At 61.5% G+C, this 19,224-nt stretch carries 19 protein-coding genes; 5 read left to right on the forward strand and 14 right to left on the reverse strand.

What is annotated here, in order from left to right:
- Positions 1–51 precede the first annotated feature (51 nt).
- The 4 genes from AC1DUY_RS19955 to AC1DUY_RS19970 all read right to left on the reverse strand — a co-directional run bounded on the left by AC1DUY_RS19955 (position 52) and on the right by AC1DUY_RS19970 (position 4,163).
- A complete protein-coding gene (locus tag AC1DUY_RS19955) occupies positions 52–876 on the reverse strand; it encodes an outer membrane protein (protein WP_439057384.1) in 825 nt (274 codons plus the stop codon).
- A 153-nt stretch (positions 877–1,029) separates the two neighbouring features.
- Positions 1,030–1,899 carry an outer membrane protein gene (locus AC1DUY_RS19960; protein ID WP_068731233.1) on the reverse strand — a complete coding sequence of 290 codons (870 nt, stop codon included), beginning with the start codon at positions 1,897–1,899 and terminating at the stop codon, positions 1,030–1,032.
- Between the two features lie 469 nt (positions 1,900–2,368).
- A complete protein-coding gene (gene glmM / locus AC1DUY_RS19965; RefSeq protein WP_068731229.1) occupies positions 2,369–3,715 on the reverse strand; it encodes a phosphoglucosamine mutase in 1,347 nt (448 codons plus the stop codon).
- 250 nt (positions 3,716–3,965) lie between these two features.
- Entirely contained in the window at positions 3,966–4,163 is a 198-nt protein-coding gene (locus tag AC1DUY_RS19970) for a hypothetical protein (RefSeq protein WP_141137017.1), read from the reverse strand.
- A gap of 123 nt (positions 4,164–4,286) precedes the next feature.
- Between AC1DUY_RS19970 and AC1DUY_RS19975 the strand changes: the two genes are divergently transcribed.
- Positions 4,287–5,426 carry an alpha-hydroxy acid oxidase gene (locus AC1DUY_RS19975; RefSeq protein ID WP_478116474.1) on the forward strand — a complete coding sequence of 380 codons (1,140 nt, stop codon included), beginning with the start codon at positions 4,287–4,289 and terminating at the stop codon, positions 5,424–5,426.
- Between the two features lie 7 nt (positions 5,427–5,433).
- Here the strand turns inward: AC1DUY_RS19975 and AC1DUY_RS19980 are convergent, their stop codons facing one another.
- From AC1DUY_RS19980 to AC1DUY_RS20025, 10 genes are all read right to left on the reverse strand, one after another.
- Positions 5,434–6,189: an alpha/beta hydrolase gene (locus tag AC1DUY_RS19980; RefSeq protein ID WP_478116476.1), complete on the reverse strand. Its 756-nt coding sequence runs from the start codon at positions 6,187–6,189 to the stop codon at positions 5,434–5,436.
- A 69-nt stretch (positions 6,190–6,258) separates the two neighbouring features.
- Positions 6,259–6,888, reverse strand: coding sequence for a hypothetical protein (locus tag AC1DUY_RS19985; protein WP_478116478.1), 630 nt, complete (start codon positions 6,886–6,888; stop codon positions 6,259–6,261).
- A gap of 72 nt (positions 6,889–6,960) precedes the next feature.
- On the reverse strand, positions 6,961–7,806 hold the full coding sequence (locus tag AC1DUY_RS19990; protein WP_478116480.1) for a shikimate dehydrogenase: 846 nt from the start codon (positions 7,804–7,806) through the stop codon (positions 6,961–6,963).
- A 141-nt stretch (positions 7,807–7,947) separates the two neighbouring features.
- Complete coding sequence (locus AC1DUY_RS19995) at positions 7,948–9,681, reverse strand: SulP family inorganic anion transporter (protein WP_478116482.1); 1,734 nt, start codon at positions 9,679–9,681, stop codon at positions 7,948–7,950.
- 61 nt (positions 9,682–9,742) lie between these two features.
- Complete coding sequence (locus AC1DUY_RS20000) at positions 9,743–10,030, reverse strand: helix-turn-helix domain-containing protein (RefSeq protein ID WP_089261718.1); 288 nt, start codon at positions 10,028–10,030, stop codon at positions 9,743–9,745.
- A gap of 64 nt (positions 10,031–10,094) precedes the next feature.
- Complete coding sequence (locus tag AC1DUY_RS20005; RefSeq protein ID WP_478116484.1) at positions 10,095–10,604, reverse strand: P-loop NTPase family protein; 510 nt, start codon at positions 10,602–10,604, stop codon at positions 10,095–10,097.
- A gap of 11 nt (positions 10,605–10,615) precedes the next feature.
- Positions 10,616–12,679, reverse strand: coding sequence for an elongation factor G (locus tag AC1DUY_RS20010; protein ID WP_175367574.1), 2,064 nt, complete (start codon positions 12,677–12,679; stop codon positions 10,616–10,618).
- A gap of 184 nt (positions 12,680–12,863) precedes the next feature.
- Positions 12,864–13,340, reverse strand: a complete 477-nt coding sequence (locus tag AC1DUY_RS20015; RefSeq protein ID WP_068731211.1) for a DUF992 domain-containing protein — start codon at positions 13,338–13,340, stop codon at positions 12,864–12,866.
- Positions 13,341–13,528: 188 nt separating this feature from the next.
- Positions 13,529–14,059: a DUF992 domain-containing protein gene (locus AC1DUY_RS20020; RefSeq protein ID WP_068731210.1), complete on the reverse strand. Its 531-nt coding sequence runs from the start codon at positions 14,057–14,059 to the stop codon at positions 13,529–13,531.
- A 119-nt stretch (positions 14,060–14,178) separates the two neighbouring features.
- On the reverse strand, positions 14,179–15,381 hold the full coding sequence (locus tag AC1DUY_RS20025; RefSeq protein ID WP_068731379.1) for a pyridoxal phosphate-dependent aminotransferase: 1,203 nt from the start codon (positions 15,379–15,381) through the stop codon (positions 14,179–14,181).
- A gap of 217 nt (positions 15,382–15,598) precedes the next feature.
- Here AC1DUY_RS20025 and AC1DUY_RS20030 point away from each other — a divergent pair, with 217 nt between their 5' ends.
- From AC1DUY_RS20030 to AC1DUY_RS20045, 4 genes are all read left to right on the forward strand, one after another.
- Positions 15,599–16,825: a glycosyltransferase family 87 protein gene (locus AC1DUY_RS20030; protein WP_478116487.1), complete on the forward strand. Its 1,227-nt coding sequence runs from the start codon at positions 15,599–15,601 to the stop codon at positions 16,823–16,825.
- Positions 16,826–17,006: 181 nt separating this feature from the next.
- Positions 17,007–17,660, forward strand: coding sequence for a glutathione S-transferase family protein (locus tag AC1DUY_RS20035; protein ID WP_089261726.1), 654 nt, complete (start codon positions 17,007–17,009; stop codon positions 17,658–17,660).
- Positions 17,661–17,800: 140 nt separating this feature from the next.
- A complete protein-coding gene (locus AC1DUY_RS20040; protein WP_478116490.1) occupies positions 17,801–17,974 on the forward strand; it encodes a hypothetical protein in 174 nt (57 codons plus the stop codon).
- An 82-nt stretch (positions 17,975–18,056) separates the two neighbouring features.
- Entirely contained in the window at positions 18,057–19,220 is a 1,164-nt protein-coding gene (locus tag AC1DUY_RS20045) for a PQQ-dependent sugar dehydrogenase (RefSeq protein WP_478116492.1), read from the forward strand.
- Positions 19,221–19,224: the final 4 nt, after the last annotated feature.

Raw genomic sequence — 19,224 nt, forward strand, 5'->3', positions numbered from 1 at the left:
GGCATGTCAACAGAGATCAAACTCGTGCCAAACGTGCGCGACCTTGGCCGGTCAGAACTTGTAGCCGACGCCGGCTCGCACGGTATTGATATTGGTATCGACCGTTGAGGTGAAGCGGATGTATTCCCACTCGGCGCGCATGAACAGCCCACCGATCAGGTTCACGTCAACGCCGAGGCCAGCAGAGTAGCCGTAGATGAGATGGCTGTATTGGCCTTCGGTCTTGCTGTAGTCGAACGGGAGGTTCTGGAAGCCCGGTGCTGCGGCTACATTGACGGCGACCCCGTGAATACGTGCTGACCGAACGATATCGGCCTGTCCGAGCGCGAGACCTCCGAACATGTAAGGCAAGAACGATCCCACGGCATAGCCGGCGCGGGCACGCAGCGTGCCCATATCCGTAATCGACATCTTCGCAGCGGCATCGTAGGTGACGCCGTTGGTATAGCCGAGAGCATCGATGAAAGAGCGCCCCATCGAACCGCTTGCGTCGCCGCCGAACTTGCCGTGCATGTAGCTCATTTCGACGCCAATCACGACGTCGTCCCACTGGCTATTGTAGCCGATGAAGCCACCCCAGCCCTCGCCTCGCCGCGACGTCTTGCCGAGCAATGGCCATTGCGAGACCTGGCCGGCTGATTCCATTGCAAGGCCATCCAGCAGGCTGCCTGCGAGGGTACGTGTCGCCCCGGTGAAATTCATGTCGGACTGTCCGACGCCAGCTTGGGCGCCGATATAGTAGCCCTCCCAGACCGAGCGCGTTGAGCTTAGTCCTTCGGGGAACGAGCCGCGCAGCGCCGGGAATTCTGGCATATCGGCGGCTTGAGCGGTTTGCACTGCGCCCAGCAGCGCTGCAGCGATCAGAAGTCTACGCATCACGACAATTCCTCAACTCACCGAACTGTCCCGATCATCCGCTGTTAACCTTAATCATTGGTTGCGATGATACTACCCGTGCAAAACAAAACGGCGCGGGAATCTCCCGCGCCGTTAAGGTCTCTTAAGATAGTTGAGGCAATCCGCTTAGCTTTAGCCCTTGCGGATCAACGGCGGCGGCGCATAGGCCGGCGGGCTGTCGAGGTTCCAGCGCACGCCGAGCTTCAGGTCATGCGAGGTGATGTCCTTGAACTGCATCGCCACGCCGCGGGTGAAGCCGTCATAGGTCGAGACCGGTCCGGTCTGGCCATCGCCGAGGTTCATGTAGCTGTAGCCGAGTTCGACGGTCATTGCCGGATTGACCTTGTAAGCAAGACCGGTGTGCAAGGCCCATGCGAAGTTCCACTTCGATGCTGCCGGCGCGCTGGCATAGCTCGGGAACGGGCCGCCGATGAATGGCACGCCGCCGGCGGAGCCGACATTGATCGCACCGTTATCCGTGTAGTTCCCGATATTGACGCGAGCCATGCCGACGCCGGCGCCGACGAACGGGGTCACGCACCACCAGGTACCGAGATCGACGTAACCATTGGCCATCACCACCCATTCGGACTTGGTGGCGTTGTAGTTGTTCACGCCGGTACCAACGAGGCCGCTCGACGGGAACGTCACGTGATCGGTGCCCTTGAAGTTCGAATTGCCGCGATATTGGCCGGTGATGTCACCGCGGAACCAGTTGTTGAACTGATAACCGACGCCGAGCTGGAAGATGCCAGCCGTATCAAAGGCAGTGGTCTGCTGAAGCGAGAGGAGATTGGCGTTGCGACCGTCACCCATCTCGATGTTCTTGACGCGCTGGTTGCTGAAACCAATATCGCCGCGCAGGTACCAACCGCCGAAGTCTTCGACCGGCGGCGGCGCGTACATCTGAGGCGGTGGAGCAATGGGCATGTCGGCAGCGAGAACGGCGGTCGACATCAGGGAAGCCGCGCCCGCGGCCAGAATGAATTTAACGCTACGCATTGGCTTCGTCCTTTTGGGCCAAAGAGGCAACTAATGGAGGCCTCACACTCGGAAACTCACAAACGGACGATGACACCAACTCCTTAAGCGGCGCTTAACCCTAACTTTTAAGGTTGATATTTGGTGACGAAAATGCACGCAAATTCCTTCACGCCACTGCGTCGCCACAGTTACTAACAATGTCTTGCTATCAAAACGCGCTGCAATGCACCGGCATCGCCAGGTGTTAACGAGGACTTACCTGCCCGGAGATTTCGGCTCTGACCGGATCAGAACCGAGGCTCCGGCTTTTTTGAGACGCGTTTCCTTGATGCGAACCGGTGCCCACTTCGCTCGAAAGCGCTCCAACGCGAACTATCAAAACGCAAAAAGAGCCGCCTCGCCCGATCAAATTCGGACAAGACAGCTCTTCATGTCAGCTCGGCAGTCATCGTGCTGGCGCCTTGGCCAGAGCGAACGAACAGGAATCTTACGCGGCGGCTGCGTGGCCCAGCGCGTCAACGATGGAATCCACCACTTCCTCGACCATCACGCGGTCATCGCCCTCTCCCATCACGCGGATGACCGGCTCCGTGCCCGACGGGCGGATCAGGAGACGACCATGGCCGTTGAGGCGCTGTTCACCGGCAGCGATGGTGGACTTCACTTCCGCATCATCCAGCGGCTTGCCGCTGCGATAACGGACATTCTTCAGAATCTGCGGCAGCGGATCGAACAGGTGGCAGACTTCCGACACCGGCCGACCGAGCTTGGTCACCACGGCCAGCACCTGCAGCGCAGCTACGAAACCGTCGCCTGTCGTCGCATGGTCCGACATGATGATATGGCCGGAGGGTTCGCCGCCGACATTGTAGCCGTGCTGCAGCATCTGCTCGAGCACATAGCGATCGCCCACCGCCGTACGGATGAGATCGATGCCCTGCGCCTTCAGGAAACGCTCCAGACCGAGATTCGACATCACGGTGGAGACAATGCCTGGCTTGGCGAGCCGTCCGTCTTCCTTCCAGCTCTGCGCGATAACGGCGAGCAACTGATCGCCATCAACCAGATGGCCACGCTCGTCGACCATGATCAGCCGATCGGCGTCGCCATCCAGCGCAATGCCAATATCGGCGCGCATCTCGCGCACCTTGCGGCTCAGCGCTTCCGGTGCGGTCGATCCGCATTCCTTGTTGATGTTGAAACCATCCGGCTCGACACCGATGGAGATGACGTCCGCGCCGAGTTCCCAGAGCGCCTCCGGCGCCACCTTGTAGGCGGCGCCATGGGCGCAATCGATGACGACGCGCAAACCATCGAGGCTGAGATTTCGCGGCAGCGTGCGTTTGGCAAATTCGATGTAGCGATCATGCACCCCGTCGATGCGGCGCGCCCGACCGAGGCTGGCGCTCTGCGACAGTCTCTTGTCGAGATTCTCGTCGAGCAATTCCTCGATCTGCTTCTCGACATCATCCGACAGCTTGTAGCCGAGCGGTCCGAACAGCTTGATGCCGTTGTCCTCGAACAGATTGTGCGATGCGGAAATCATCACGCCGAGATCGGCGCGCATCGACTTGGTCAGCATCGCCACGGCGGGCGTCGGCATCGGCCCGACCAGCAGCACATCCATGCCGACCGACGTGAAGCCTGCCACCATCGCATTTTCGATCATGTAGCCGGACAACCGGGTGTCCTTGCCGATCACGACACGATGACGATGTTCGCCGCGCTGAAACACCAAGCCTGCCGCCTGCCCAACCTTCAGTGCCAGTTCCGGCGTGATCAGACCATTGGCGCGGCCGCGAATGCCGTCTGTCCCGAAATATTTACGGCTCATGGTAACCCCCAATGCCCTCACGCTTCGCGCGAGGGCTCAAAACCCTGTCTCAGGCGACTGACCCATTGGCAGCGCCATATATGTGACGGACTTATAAGGCTCGGGCCCCTAAAATCGCTTCAAAAAATATGATGAATCATTACCAAGGCCCGGAACACGTAATTAACGACAAGCCATTGATATTACTTATATACCTTACCTTCCATGTAATGCCTTCGATGGAGCATCGACTGACCGGAACCCGGCCCGCTCAGCCCTTTCGCTTGATATGCGCGTCCGCCTTTGAATGGGCAGGCTGGGTCACACTGACCGGATCGGAGCCCGGAAAAGTCTCCTCCAGTCCTTCGTCCAGCGCAACTTCCAGCTGTCGCTTTTCTTCGTCCTCGGCTGCCTTGCCGGGAGCCTTGCCGGCCCCGTGGCCTGCTGGATTTGTCTTGGAGCCGGACATTCTGGCCTCCTTCAATTTCGACGACATTCCAATGACAAGGATGATATGGCGGACCGCCTAACCATGCTAGATGACACCGAAACAAGCAAATACAAGCAAAGACAAGAACGGCTGGGACATCTCATGAAGCATATCACCTGCATCGAAGATCTTCGCCTCGAGCACAAGCGCAACGTGCCGAAGGCGTTCTTCGATTATGTCGACCATGGCTCCTATAGCGAAGACACGTTCCGTGCGAATTGCGAGGATCTGCAGAAGCTGAAGTTCCGCCAGCGTATTCTGGTCGACATCGCCAATCGCGACACCTCGACGACCATCCTCGGTGAGAAGGCCACCATGCCGCTGATCTGCGCGCCGGTCGGCTCAACCGGCTTGCAATATGGCGACGGCGAAATTCACGCCTGCCGGGCGGCGCAGGCGGCGGGCATTCCCTATACGCTCTCGACGATGTCGATCAATTCCATCGAAGACGTCGCCGAGAATGTCGAAAAACCGTTCTGGTTTCAGCTCTATGTCATGAAGGATCGCGGCTTCATCAAGGAATTGATCGAGCGCGCCATCAAGGCGAAGTGTAGCGCGCTGGTGCTGACCGTCGATCTGCAGGTGATCGGCCAGCGTCATGCCGACATCAAGAATGGCCTGTCGGTGCCGCCTCAGATCTTGAATGTGAAGAACCTGATCGATTTCATGAGCAAGCCCGGCTGGCTAATGCGGACGCTGAAAGCCAAGCGGCGCAACTTCGGCAACATCGCCGGCTTCGTGAAGAACACCAACGATCTCGGCTCAGTGGCGGAGTGGACGGCATCGCAATTCGATGCGTCGCTGAACTGGAAGGATCTCGACTGGATCCGCAGCATCTGGCCCGGCAAGATCGTGATCAAGGGCATTCACGATATCGAGGATGCCCGCGAAGCCGTGAAGGTCGGCGCGCAGGCGATGGTCGTCTCCAACCACGGCGGACGTCAGCTCGACGGCGCGCCATCGTCAATCTCGGTGCTGCCGGGGATCGCCGATGCCGTCGGCTCGGAGATCGAAGTGATGTTCGACAGCGGCATCCGCTCGGGGCAGGACGTGATGCGTGCGCTCGCCCTCGGCGCCAAGTCCTGCATGATCGGCCGCGCCTATATCTACGGTCTCGGCGCCTATGGCGGCCCCGGCGTGACCAAGGCGCTGGACATCCTGCGCAACGAACTCAGCGTGACCATGGGCCTGTGCGGCGTGAATTCGATCGCCGAGATCGACAGGCACGTGCTGGTGCAGTGAGGACTCGTCAGATCGCCGCGTCGATCCACGCGGCGATCGTATCGACGACTTTTTGCTCGATGCCGTAATAGCCGTGCGGAGACAGCGATCCGCAATCCGTGGACGAGCGCTGATCTCCGCCTCTGACCCTGAGGACCTTGACGCGCGGCGCGCCGCTCATCGCTGCTGCGATCTTGTCGGCGTCTTCCGGCGGTGCGACATTGCAGCGATCGTCTGAATTGGCAACGACGAGTGCGGGCACATTGACTCGTTCAGGATGCGCGTCGAACACCGTCTCGTGGCTACCACCAAGGCGCGACACCGACTCAGTGAGCACGATACCTGCGATCTGACCGTCACGCAGATTCGCTGCGCCGTTCATCGCCGCAATCGAGCCTTGGCTGGTCCCGAGCAGGAAGACCGGTCCCGGCGCCTGCGCGTGAGCCGCAGCGACGAGATCGCCCACAAGTGCTGCATATTGCGGCGAGCTGCGCAGCCCGCGCAAGTTCTGACTATCGACGGCGTCGGGGATCAGCACCGCGAAACCCGCAGCATTCCAGAGCATGCGCGAGCGGACGACGAAGTTGTTACCGTGCGCTATTTCGCCATCCCGGGCGATACCTACATCGCCTGCTCCGCCGGGCAGCATCACGATGGTCGCGCGTGGATGCGATGGACTGACGTAGAGCGCGCGCTGCTGATCGCCGCCATGAACAGGTAGGTTCAGCACGCGCTCTGTCGGAGCAAGTGTCTGCGCAGCAACGAATTGCAGCGCAGAGAACAACAGAGATCCGAGGATTAGGCACGGTGTGAGGAATGGCCTGCGCAAGAGCTCCTCCGCTGTTTCGACTTCCTACATCGGCGGCGTCAACCCATCCAGCCCAACATTGACCCGCGCCGTCTCGAAGGTGCCGTCATCCTTCTTGGTAGCGCCCATGATGATGATCTTGGCGCCAGGCTTGAGTTCATCCTTGTTGCCCGGCACGAATGTCACGATGGGTGTGTCAGGCGTCACGGTCACTTTCTTTTCCCCGTCCTTGTACTTCACCGTCACCGTCTGGCCATCGGAGGCCTGGACCTTCTGATCGACGGTGGCATTGGTCATGCTGCTGTTGGGGCGCAGATCCCAGGGGCGCGAGCCTTCGCCGGTGCCGCGCATCGCTTCTGGAAAGATATGGATCGCGATGGCCTTCTGCGACCCATCGGCCTGGGGCATGCCGGTCACGCCGATATAGGAGCCGGGCTTCACCTCGGCCATTGTCGTTCTGGCAATGCCGGTGACGGTGACATTGTCCGTCATCTTCACTTTGCGCTCATCGCCTTCGCGCGTCTTGATCGTCAGCACAGCGCCATCGACGGCTTCGATGGCACCACGGATGCGAAGGGGTTGCGACTGCTGCGCCGATGCGGCGGAAATCAGCAATGAACCAGCAAGAAGTGAGCCCGCGAACAAGCGAGCCGAAGTCGATACGATCTGAACCATAGGGGAATTTCCTTTGAAGGCAGCGCCCACCGCTGCAGATGGAAACCCCAAGGCCAAATAGCTATTCCCCGCTCACGCCACTGTGAGGTCGGCCTCGACGAGGCGACGCAGTTCCGGCGTCACGTCGGGGCGCTGCCCGAACCACAATTCGAAGCCACGCACGGCCTGATACAACAGCATGCCGAGACCATCAGCGGTGCGGAGGCCCCTCGTGCGGGCGCCGGCGAGCAGCGGCGTATCGAGCGGCACGTAAACGAGATCGGCGACGACCGCCTGGTCAGGCAGCTGATCGAGATCGATGGTCAGTGGCGGCTGGCCGCTCATGCCGAGCGACGTGGTGTTCACCAGCAAGGATGCGCGCGGCAACATGCTGGCGACATGCTCCCACGCCAGCGGCACGACCCGCGACCCGAATTGCGCAGCCATCGCCTCGGCACGATCGAGACTGCGATTGGCGACATAGATATGCTTGATGCCGCGTTCCAGCAGCCCGAACACCACCGCGCGTGACGAACCGCCGGCGCCGAGCACCAGTGCATCGTCCGTGTGGTCCCAATCGTGAGCTGCATGATCGAGATTGTCGATGAAGCCTTCTATATCCGTATTGGTCGCGCGTAGCGTGCCGTGGTCGTACCATAACGTGTTGGCGGCCCCGACCGCGCGCGCGCGGCGATCCGGTGAGGTCAGCTTCAGCACACGCTCCTTGTGCGGGATCGTGACATTGGCGCCGATGTAACCGTGCTTGGAGAGGTTCATCACGAATTCGGCTACGCCTTCCGGCGGGATCGACTCGATGCTGTAACCGCCCGGAATATCCATGCTGCGCAGCCAGTGATGGTGGATCAGCGGCGAGCGCGAATGCGCGGCAGGCCAGCCGATCAAACAGGCGGCGCGGGGCGTGGTCTCGTTCGGCATCATTCATCCTTCGCTTCAAGCGGAAGCGTGCGTAGCATAAAAATCATGCAGGGGCTCTTAATCATCAGACAGTTTGCAGCGCACAGCAAGTCCGACAACCATGCAGACGATCAATACTGCAGCTGCGAGCAATTGCCGATGCCATCAGCTCGACGCCTCCTGGATCGCTGCAGCGCGTCGGGTCTTGATCTCGCTGACGGCCGCTGCAACATCAGCACGGTATTTGACCAGTGGCGGTCGCGCGCCGTGGGTCAGCAGCGCCCGGCGCACGCCCTGCGAGGTGCCGGTGAGAATCACGCGGACGCCCTGTCGCTTTGCCTTCTCGGCAATGCCCTTGATCGCATTCGCGGCAGTGGAATCCAGGAAGGGGACCGCGGCAAAATCGATCACGAAAGCCTTGTGGCGATCCGAGAAGCCGTCGAGCACCGAACCAATGGTCGAGGCCGCGCCGAAAAAGAACGCACCGGTGATGCGATAGACCAGCACGTCCGGATCGCTCGCCAACATCGCATCGTATGGTGCGCGATCGCCATTGGCATCATCCGCGCGATCGGCAGCGACCAGCGGCCCATCAGCCTCTATCCCCGTGATCTCCGCCATGCGGTTGATGAACAGCACGGCGCCAAGCGCGAAGCCGACCAGGATGCCCTCGGTGAGATCACGGAAAATGGTCAGCAGGAACGTCGCCAGCAGGACCAGCGCATCGCCCCATGACGAACGCAGCAGCGTGATGAACTCATGCTTCTCTGCCATATTCCACGCCACTACCGCCAGCACGGCGGCCAGCGACGCGAGCGGAATGTAGCTCGCCAGTGGCGCTGCGATCAGGATGAACGCCAGCAGGAACACAGAATGCAGCATGCCCGAGACCGGCCCATGCGCGCCAGCCCGGACATTGGTCGCGGTCCGCGCGATGGTGCCGGTCACGCAGATTCCTCCAAACAAGGCTGAGCCGATGTTGCCGACGCCTTGCGCCACCAACTCGCAGTTCGACCGGTGCCGCCGCCCGGTCATGCCATCGGCAACAACCGCCGACAAAAGCGATTCGATGGCGCCGAGCAGCGCGAAGGCAATGGCATCGGGCAGGATGGCCTGCAATTTGGCGAAGGACATCGCGGGCAGCGTTGGCAACGGAAACGATTGCGGAATGCCCCCGAAGCGGGTGCCGATGGTTTCCACGGGCAACGCCAACGAAGCTGCCGCGACGGCGCTCACGACCACCGCGATCAGAATGCCGGGCCATGATGGCCGCAGCGTCCGAAGCCCGACAATGATCGCAAGCGAGACGATGGTAACGGCAACGGCCGCAGCGTTCACCGTCGGCAACGCTGCACCCAGTGCCTCCAGTTTGGGAATGAGATCTCCCGGCTCCTTGCCAGTCAGCGTCAACCCCAACAGATCCCTGATCTGGCTGGCGAAGATGATGACGGCAATGCCCGCTGTGAAGCCGACCGTGACCGGATAGGGAATGAACTTGATGTAGGTGCCAAGCCGGAGATAGCCGGCCGCCATCAGAAAAACGCCCGACATCATGGTCGCGAGGATCAGTCCGTCGATGCCATGGCGGCTCACGGTGGCAGCCACCAGCACGATGAAAGCGCCGGCTGGACCGCCGATCTGAAAGCGGCTTCCACCCAGCGCAGACACGAGGAAGCCGCCGATCACAGCGGTGATGAGGCCACGATCCGGCGACGTCCCCGAGGCTATGGCAATCGCCATGGACAACGGAAGCGCGACGATTGCCACCGTCAAGCCGGACAAGATGTCGGCGCGCAGATCGGCGATGCCGTAGCCTTCGCGCAACACCGTGATCAATTTCGGCGTGAACAGTTCGGCGAAGGTCGGCTGATGCGGCCCCCACGCGCGATTTCTGGACATGTCCATTCCCGACTCGCCCCTGTCACCTGCCGCGGATCTCGATCGAGGCCGCGGCCCGTTCTCAATCCGTCAGCTTTGGCTCTTCAAGTTTCGGTGGTGGACCGGGCTGTTTCAGCCTCACCCCTCGTCCGCCGGAATCGCTGCGGACGTTCTCGCCGATCAAATCGACGCCTGAGCGATCGAGGGCATCGACAACCTTGATCAGCGAATCCACCACGCCCCTGACATTGCCTTCGCTCGCTTCCATCCGCTGGATGGTCGGTAGCGACACGCCGGCCATTTCGGCCAGCCGTTTTTGATCGATACCCAGCAGCGCACGGGCGGCCCGCATCTGAAACGATGTAATCAAGGGCGGTTTCCAGTTTCACGAGTCTTATATCATATTTGAGATATCTTCAATGATGTATAAAACATCACTCGATCGGCGAAGCCGCCATGGTCGCCATGAACTGGGCGACAGCGGCGCGCGATGTCAGGCGTCGTTTGACGCCGCCGAAGTCGTCGAACAGCGCCAGGTGGCCAGCGAACGAACTCGACGTTTTGCGCTGCCAGTAGGCCTCGGCCCAAGCCAGAAAATCTGCATGTTCCTCGGCCGTCGCGCCACGCCAAGGGCCCCGGAGAGCGAGGCTATCACGACAAACCTCCGGGCTCATGTCGAGCCAGATCAATGCTGTGGCGCGCGGCAATGCCGCTTCGACCAGCCAGCCGTAAACGCCTTCGATGATCCAGTTCGACTTCACGGCAAGGGCGGCCACCAGTTCTTTGGCCTGCCCCTCGTCGCGCTTCACACCGACCCTGTCCAGCCAATGGATATGATCGAGATCCGTGCGTTCGCCGCCGACGCGGCTTTCAAGCTGCCGCGCCAGCGTGCTCTTGCCCGAGCCGCTATTGCCAATGATTACAACCCGCGGTCCAAGCGTCATGGGCCACTGTACTAAGCCGCCACCCGATGCGCCGCAACGATCTGGTCGGCGGCGCGGCCCGAGACTTCGGCCATGTGGTCGAAGCTGCGGGTGAAGCTGCCGGCACCCGCGGTGGCCGAACGTAGTTCGACGATCAGGTCGCCGATCTCCGCTTCCGGCAACATCGCGCGCACCGTATCCCAGCCCGGCCAGTTGTCACGGGTATCGAAGCCGAGGATCTGGCCGCGCCGTCCTGACAGGATGGCGTTGACCTTGGCCGTGGCCTCGGTGGGACAGACGATCTCCACCGTATGGATCGGCTCCAGCAGCACCGGCTGGCATTGCGGCAGCGCCTCGGTGAAACCGATCCGGGCAGCCGTCCGGAACGCCTGATCGGAAGAATCCACGCTGTGATACGACCCGTCGGTGAGCGTCACCTGCACGTCGATGACAGGAAAACCAAGCGGGCCACGCTGCAACCCGTCGACGACGCCCTCCTGCACCGCGGGAATGTAGTTGCGCGGCACCGCGCCGCCGACCACCTTTTCCTGGAATGCAAAGCCCTCGCCGCGCGGCAACGGGCCGATCTCCAGCACAACGTCGCCAAACTGGCCGTGACCGCCGGACTGTTTCTTGTGCCTGCCGCGCTGGGTGATCGGTTTACGGATGGTCTCCTGATAGCCGATCACCGGCGCATGCGATTTGACGTTGATGCCGAAGCGTTCGTGCAGGCGCTCCATCGCCACGCGCAGATGCATCTCGCCCTGCCCCCACAACACCACGTCATGGGTCTGCGCATTATTGACCACCGCAAGCGACGGATCTTCCTCGGTCAGCCGCAACAGCGCCTGCCCGAGCTTGACGTCGTCCTTGCGATCGGCGGACGCTAGCGCCATCGCCAGCACGGGCGATGCAGCTATGACACTCACGACAGAGGCCGGCGCAGTCTTGCCGGTCGAGATCGTGTCGCCGGTCCTGACATGATCGAGCTTGCCGAGCGCGACGGTCTCGCCCGCTTCGGCCGATGCGCGCTTGCTGTCATGTCCGCCGCTCGCCGCAAGAATGCCGGAGACACGCCCGCTTTCGCCCGACGAGGACAGCAATGTTGCGCCATCATCGAGATGACCACTCAGCACGCGCGCGTAAGACAGCTTGCCGCCATGCTGTAGATGGCTGCTCTTGAACACGTAACCGATCGCATCCTTGCTGTCAGGCACGCCGAGGCGCTTGGCCGTCTCGGCCACGCCGGGTGCCTCGTGGCGTAGCGCCTTCATCAGCCGCAGCACGCCATTCTCGCGCATCGCCGAGCCCAGCAGCACCGGACAGATCAGACCTTCGCGCAATTCGCGCGCGAGATCGTCGAACACGGCGTCGGCCGGCGGCGCGATGTCGTCAAGCAACTGCTCCATCAGCGCGTCGTCATGATCCGCAAGCTTCTCCAGCATGGAGAAACGCGCCTCTTTCTCGCGATCGAGATCGCCGCCTTCGAGCTTGATGACTTCGGACGCCTTGTGCTCGCGATAGACGAAAGCGCGCTCCAGCGCGAGATCGACGAAACCGGCGACCAGATCGCCGTTCCAGATCGGGATCTGCCGCAGCACCAGCGGCACGCGCGAGGCCGGCTGCAATGTCGCCAGCGTCTCGCGCACGCGCTTGTGGGCGCGGTCGATCTTGTTGAGAAACAGAAATCTGGGAATGCCGAGGTCTTCGAGTTCGCGCAGGATCAATTGCAGCTGCGGCAATTTTCGCGCATCCGCCTCGCAAACCACGATGGCTGCATCGACGGCGGGTAATGCCGCGCGCATGTCATGCGCGAATTCCACCGAACCCGGACAGTCGATGAATGTGTAGCTGTCGCCCATGAAGGTGGTGGTCGCCGCCGTCAGGCCGACGCCCATCTTGTGGGCTCTGGCTTCCGCATTGGCATCGCCGATGCTTGTCCCATTGTCGACGCTGCCGGCCCGCGGGATCGCCCCGGTGCGGGCCATGATCGCTTCAAGCAGTGTGGTTTTTCCGCTCTGGAAAGGGCCCACCAGCGCAATGCACTTTGCGGCATTGCCTTGTGGACCGCGGGGACTTCTCAGGTCTTGTCCCATTGCCGCCTCCTCATGTGGAGCTCGGCCCATGATTGGGTCGGCGGTCAATGCTCCGCCCGGTCCGGATATTTGGCAAGATGGAAAAGTTGCTGCGCTGCGATGAACGTGATCGGATTGCGCCATAAAAAATCCGGCTCCGCCATGGGCGAAGCCGGATGAATTTGTGCGAGCGATCGCCGCGGGATCAGCGACCGGGGCGCAACTCCAGGCTCTGCAGGCCGGCGGCGACATTCAGTCCCACCGACCCCTGCAGACTGAGCGGCTGCAGGGAGAAGGCGTTTTGCGAACCGCCAACCAGGACATTCGCGCCGACGCCGACACCAACCGACGCGCTGCCCTGCGCGCCCGCATAGTTGCCGGACAGATCGCCGGGACCGCTATAGTTCACCGGCACGAACACGGCCCAGGATAGCGCGGTCTGTTCGGTAATACCAAGATCGATGCCCACCTTGCGGATCGTGGCGACATAAGGCTGATCCGGACGACCGGTACCGGTGAGCACGCAGCCGAGATTGGTCACCGAGCCCACGACGAATCCGACGCTGGCTCCGCCCCGGCAATTCAAGACACCGACCTGCACGCCTTGCTGCGACTGCGCTTGCGATGCAGTGAAAAAGGCGGCGGCAGCGATACCGAGAACGAGCGATGAGAGGCGGACCATCAGGAATCTCCGGGTGATGAACGGAAGTAAGGATGTGGATCGACTATCCATAGCTAATGATACCGCCCAATGACAGCGGCGCACGCGTAGCGCGCGCAACAAAAAAGGCCCGCTCGCGCGGGCCTTTTCGTTAACCTTGCCGGATCGCTTACGCGATCACAGCGATCGCTGGCGATCGTAGCGATCGCTTAGCGATGGCTGCGATGACGGCGCTTCTTGTTGTAGCGATGACCGCTGACCGGACCGGTCGCTTCCAGTTCGAGCTGAACGATGCCGCTGGCGACGTTCAGACCGGTCTGGCCCTGCACCGAGATCGGCTGCAGCGAATAGGTGTTGCCCGGACCGCCAACGAGGAAATTGCCGCCGAAACCGAGGCCAACCGATGCGTTGGTACCGACGCCGCCGTAGCTGCCGGCCAGCGCGCCACGTGGCACGCGGGTGGTCGGAGCGAAGGCAGCCCACTGCACCGTGGTGTTTTCGGTGAAGCCGAGATCAAGGCCGAAACGGCGGATGTTGGCGACGTAACCTTCGGCGCGGCCACCGGCGCTCTGGAAGACGCAGTTGAGGTGCGCATTCGAACCGACCACGTAGCCGACGTTCTGGCCGCCACGGCACTCCAGCACGCCAACCTGAACGCTGCCAGGCTGCTGTGCATTTGCGGTCGCAACCGACGCCGCAAAGGCCACGGCCGTCAGGCCGAACATCTTGGAAAGTCGCATAGTGTTACTCCACCTTGGGGATTTTGATAGCGAGGGGACAAGAAGGAAGCGCCGTGTCGAAAACAAGGCGCTTCCCGGAATAAGCCCCGAAACCGTCAAAAGTTTCGGAGCGGGTTTTGTTACCGAAGATTTCCGCAGAAGCGCTGGATGCGCTTGCAGGCATCTTCGAGATCGGACGTCTTCGTCGCGTAGGAGATGCGGAATGCCGGGCCAAGGCCGAAGGCCGAACCCTGCACCACCGCCACGCCTTCGGTTTCCAACAGTTCTGTGACGAAGTCTTCGTCATTGGCGATAACCTTGCCCGAAGGCGCAGTCTTGCCGATGGTGCCGGCGCAGGACGGATAGACGTAGAATGCGCCTTCCGGACGCGGGCAGTTGATGCCCGAGGCCTGATTCAGCATTGCCACCACGAGATCGCGGCGCTCCTTGAACACGGCATTGTTCTTCGGGATGAAATCCTGCGGACCGTTCAAGGCTTCCACCGCCGCCCACTGCGCGATCGACGACGGGTTCGAGGTCGACTGCGACTGGATCGTCGCCATTGCCTTGATGAGCTCGGCGGGACCACCGGCGTAACCGATGCGCCAGCCGGTCATGCAGTAAGCCTTGGAGACGCCGTTCACGGTCAGCGTGCGATTGAACAGGGACGGTTCGATCTGTGCCGGCGTGGTGAATTCGAAGTCGTCATAGACGAGGTGCTCATACATATCGTCGGTCATCACCCAAACGTGAGGATGCTTCACGAGGACATCGGTGAGCGCCTTGAGCTCCGACTTCTTGTAGGCGGCGCCCGTCGGGTTCGAAGGCGAGCACAGGATGATCCACTTGGTCTTCGGCGTGATCGCTGCTTCCAGCGCGGAAGCCTGCAGCTTGAAGCCGAATTCTGCGGTGCAGACCACGGACACGGGCGTGCCGCCGGCCAGCGCCACCATTTCCGGATAGCTCACCCAATACGGCGCCGGGATGATGACTTCGTCACCCGGGTTCAGCGTCGCCATCAGCGCGTTGTAGAGCACCTGCTTGCCGCCGGTGCCGACGATGATCTGGTTCGGCTTGTAAGTCAGGCCATTCTCGCGCTGAAACTTGCCGATAATGGCTTCCTTCAGTTCGGGAATACCGTCCACGGCGGTGTACTTGGTCTTGCCGGCCTCGATGGCGTGAATCGCTGCCAGCTTGATGTTCGCCGGGGTGTCGAAATCGGGCTCGCCCGAACCAAGACCGATGACGTTGCGGCCGGCTGCTTTCAGCGCACGTGCTTTATCCGTCACCGCGATCGTCGCGGACGGCTTCACACGGTCGAGCGCAGCGGACAAAAACGACATCATCTTCTCCTGAGAAAGGTCGCGGACCCGCGGTCGGCGACGTCAAAATGGCTGATCCTGCTGGGATCGGCGCACCCTAGTGCGTGCGACGTTGCATCGCAAGAAGCTTGGGCAAAAACACATCTGGAAGTGATGCAATTCAGCAAGCGTTAAACGGGGGACGGTAGCGTCAACCGCACGTCGCAATCGACGATTTGGGCCAAAATGCACCCTTAAAATGATCTGGATCTGGCAGCACATTGAAAGCGGCGCATGGCTGACCCTCGAACGCGTGCGGGCTTACAGCCTGATCGTGCTCGCTTTGGGCACATTGGCCTTCGCCGGCTGGATTGCGGTCTCGGACGGCGTGATCGACCGCAATGGCAAGCCGATCGGGACCGACTTTTCCAACATCTATGCGGCGGGCCGGCTCACCCTCGAAGGCAAACCCGCCGACGCCTATGATCCCGCCCTGCAACATGCCGCAGAACAGAGGGTGTTCGGCCGCGTTGTGCCGTTCTACGGCTGGCACTATCCGCCGTTCTTTCTCGGAATTGCCGCGCTGGTGGCCACGGTACCCTATGGATGGGGGCTCGGTCTGTGGCTCGTCGCCAGCTTCGCCGCCTACCTCGCCGCGATCCGCACGATCCTGCCCCGCCGGGAAACGCTGCTGGTGGCCGCCGCCTTTCCTGCCGTCTTCATCAATGTCGGTCACGGCCATAACGGATTTCTAACCACCGCACTGCTGGGCGGCGCATTGCTTCTGCTCCATCGCCGGCCGTGGCTGGCCGGCGTGTTGATCGGGCTATTGGCCTACAAGCCGCAATTCGGTGTGCTGATTCCTCTCGCCCTGCTCGCCGATAGACGCTGGATCACGATGGTATCGGCCGCGCTCACCGTCGCTGTCCTCATCGTATTGAGCACGGGGTTATTCGGCGCCGGCATCTGGCAGGCCTTTGCCGACTCCACTGCTTTCACTCGCGATGTCGTACTCGAACAAGGCGGCACCGGGTGGCAGAAAATCCAGTCGATCTTCGCCGCGACACGGATGTGGGGCGCCGGTCTTCCTGTCGCTTATGCCGCACAGTTCGGTCTCGCAGCCGGCATTGCCATCAGTTTGATGTGGCTATGGCGCAGCCATGCAGCGTTCGAACTCAAGGCAGCAGCACTCGCGATCGGCAGCCTTCTGGCGACGCCCTATGTGCTCGACTACGATCTCATGGTGCTCGCCATCGCCATCGCCTTCTTCGCGCGGCATGGACTCGATCATGGCTTTCACGCGGGCGAGATCAGCCTGCTCACATTGACCTGGATCATGCCGCTGCTGACGCGCAGCATCGCTGGCGCCATCGAACTGCCGCTCGGCTTTCTGGTGATGATCGCTTTTTATATCATCGTGCTGCAGCGCGCACTCGCTGATAACAGCACATCGCGGCACCTTCACACACAGATCGCGGCAGCGTGATCTTCCATTGCCGAATGCTGCCTGACATACATTTTTCTCAATCCAGACTGCCGCAGCCGTTTTCGACTTTTTCCATTCCGTGGGCCTTGCGACAGGCTCGCATCAGCATCATTGTCTAACCGCGATCTGCGCTGGCCAATCGCGCAGTTGCCTTGACCTGAAATGAATTGAACATCTGCGAATGTACAAACTCTATTCGATGCAGCGCTCTGGCAATAGCTACAAGGTTCGCCTTGCGCTGGCGTTCCTGGACGCGCCTTATCGCGCCATCGAAGTGGACATTCTGCGCGGCGAGAGCCGTACCCCGGAATTTCTGGCCAAGAACCCCAGCGGTCAGGTGCCGCTGCTCGAGATCGCCGAAGGCCGCTATCTCGCCGAATCCAACGCCATCCTGTGGTATGTCGCCATCGGTACATCTCTGGCGCCGGAATCGCGGATGGACCGTGCCGAAGCCATGCAGTGGATGTTCTTCGAGCAGCACGCGCTGGAGCCGAATCTCGGTGCCGCCTATTTCTGGCTGTGCCTGGTGCGCGGCGGCCGCGACCTGCAGACCCACGCGCTGGAAGACTGGATGGAGCGGGGCTATGCCGCGCTGCAGGTGATGGAGAATCACCTCAAGATCCATGACTTCTTCGCCGCGGGCCAGCTGACCATCGCCGACATCGCGCTATACGGTTACACCCACGTCGCCGAGAAGTGCGATTTCGACCTGTCCAGCTTTCCGTCGATCCGCCGCTGGCTGCGTCTGGTGGAAACCCAGCCGGGCTTTATCTCCATGGACTGGCACCCGACGTCGTCGGAATACGATACTTTGGACGTGGTTGCCGACGCTTAAGTCCTGAAATAGCGGGCATAAGCGCTGTGAATGCCATTTTCCCGCCATAGTTACGGCCAATCCCGCCCAAATCTCGCCTGCCGCAGCTGCGAATTTGTAGCACGCGGGTGATTCGCCCGCGATTTGAAGGATTTACGGCCATGATACGGTCGCTTCGCGTGGGTGCAGGATTTCAGGCGGGCCCCACGTCCATCGCATCCACCCGGTTGACCCACGCCGTCGCGGCGTCGCTCGCGGTTGGCTGTCTGTCGCTCTGCGTCATCCTCGCCCTCACCGTGATGTCGATCCCGGTGGCGAGTGCGATGCCGCTCTGACGGTCCCCACAACTCATAAACACTCAGCCGCGATGCCGCGCATCGCTTATGCAACCTGCGACTCCGTGATGGAGCCATACCGATGAAAAGGCCCGTGATCTGGGTCACTGTCACGTTGACGGCGGCTATCGTCGTGACCGCGACCCTTCTGATCGCCACGACCACCCGCGGCGAAAACACCTCGTTCGGCTCGTCGGCCGGCAGGCTCGAAGTACAGACTGTCGCCTCCGGTCTCGCTTATCCATGGGCATTGGCCTTCCTGCCCGAGGGCCGCATGCTGGTCACTGAACGGCCCGGCCGCATCCGTATCGTCTCGCCGCAGGGACAGTTGTCGCCTGCGGTGAAAGGCGTGCCCGAGGTGATGGCCATCGGCCAGGGCGGTTTGCTCGACGTCATCACCGACAAGAACTACGCGCAGAACAACACGATCTACTTCTGCTACTCGGAACGTTCGGGCAGCGGCGGTCGCACCGCCGTGGCGCGCGGCAAGCTCATCGACGGCACTGCGCCGCGTCTCGACGACATGAAGGTGATCTTTCGCCAGGACGGCCCGCTGTCGTCGGGCAATCACCACGGCTGCCGTATTGTTCAGGCGCCTGACAGCAACCTGTTTGTTACGCTCGGCGAACACTATAGCGGCCGCGATCAGGCACAGAATCTCGATAATCATCTCGGCAAGCTGATCCGCATCGCGCCGGATGGATCTGTACCGAAAGACAATCCGTTTGTCGGCCGCGACGGCGCCAGGCCGGAGGTCTGGAGCTACGGTCATCGCAACCAGCAAGGTCTCGCCATCAATCCGGCGACCGGTGAGTTGTGGGAGACCGAGCACGGGCCGCGCGGCGGCGATGAAGTGAACATCATCGGCAAGGGCAAGAATTACGGCTGGCCTGTGATCGGCTACGGCATCGACTATTCCGGCGCGAAGATCCACGAAACCACGTCGAAGGCAGGCATGGAGCAGCCGGTGAAATACTGGGTGCCGTCGATCGCCCCGTCCGGCATGACGTTCTATACCGGCGATCTCTTCCCGCGCTGGCGGGGCAGCCTGTTCACCGGCGCGCTGGCAGGCCAGATGCTGGTGCGGCTACAGCTCAACGGAAACACGGTCACGTCCGAAGAGCGCGTCCTGCAAAATCTCAACGAACGCATCCGCGACGTCCGGCAAGGACCGGACGGCGCGCTGTGGCTGCTGACGGATAGTTCGGCAGGACGAATCTTGCGGATTACGCCAGCCGGGAAGTAAGCGG

It is taken from the genome of Tardiphaga sp. P4_G1 (assembly GCF_056401215.1).

Coding starts and splice junctions, on each gene's coding strand:
- AC1DUY_RS19970 (WP_141137017.1), bottom strand. CDS start 4,163: ATGTCCGGCTCCAAGACAAATCCAGCAGGCCACGGGGCCGGCAAGGCT.
- AC1DUY_RS20005 (WP_478116484.1), bottom strand. CDS start 10,604: ATGACGCTTGGACCGCGGGTTGTAATCATTGGCAATAGCGGCTCGGGC.
- AC1DUY_RS20025 (WP_068731379.1), bottom strand. CDS start 15,381: ATGTCGTTTTTGTCCGCTGCGCTCGACCGTGTGAAGCCGTCCGCGACG.
- AC1DUY_RS19990 (WP_478116480.1), bottom strand. CDS start 7,806: ATGATGCCGAACGAGACCACGCCCCGCGCCGCCTGTTTGATCGGCTGG.
- glmM (WP_068731229.1), bottom strand. CDS start 3,715: ATGAGCCGTAAATATTTCGGGACAGACGGCATTCGCGGCCGCGCCAAT.
- AC1DUY_RS20040 (WP_478116490.1), top strand. CDS start 17,801: ATGATACGGTCGCTTCGCGTGGGTGCAGGATTTCAGGCGGGCCCCACG.
- AC1DUY_RS20015 (WP_068731211.1), bottom strand. CDS start 13,340: ATGGTCCGCCTCTCATCGCTCGTTCTCGGTATCGCTGCCGCCGCCTTT.
- AC1DUY_RS19955 (WP_439057384.1), bottom strand. CDS start 876: ATGCGTAGACTTCTGATCGCTGCAGCGCTGCTGGGCGCAGTGCAAACC.
- AC1DUY_RS20045 (WP_478116492.1), top strand. CDS start 18,057: ATGAAAAGGCCCGTGATCTGGGTCACTGTCACGTTGACGGCGGCTATC.
- AC1DUY_RS19985 (WP_478116478.1), bottom strand. CDS start 6,888: ATGGTTCAGATCGTATCGACTTCGGCTCGCTTGTTCGCGGGCTCACTT.
- AC1DUY_RS20030 (WP_478116487.1), top strand. CDS start 15,599: ATGATCTGGATCTGGCAGCACATTGAAAGCGGCGCATGGCTGACCCTC.
- AC1DUY_RS19995 (WP_478116482.1), bottom strand. CDS start 9,681: ATGTCCAGAAATCGCGCGTGGGGGCCGCATCAGCCGACCTTCGCCGAA.
- AC1DUY_RS19975 (WP_478116474.1), top strand. CDS start 4,287: ATGAAGCATATCACCTGCATCGAAGATCTTCGCCTCGAGCACAAGCGC.
- AC1DUY_RS20020 (WP_068731210.1), bottom strand. CDS start 14,059: ATGCGACTTTCCAAGATGTTCGGCCTGACGGCCGTGGCCTTTGCGGCG.
- AC1DUY_RS20035 (WP_089261726.1), top strand. CDS start 17,007: ATGTACAAACTCTATTCGATGCAGCGCTCTGGCAATAGCTACAAGGTT.
- AC1DUY_RS20010 (WP_175367574.1), bottom strand. CDS start 12,679: ATGGGACAAGACCTGAGAAGTCCCCGCGGTCCACAAGGCAATGCCGCA.
- AC1DUY_RS19960 (WP_068731233.1), bottom strand. CDS start 1,899: ATGCGTAGCGTTAAATTCATTCTGGCCGCGGGCGCGGCTTCCCTGATG.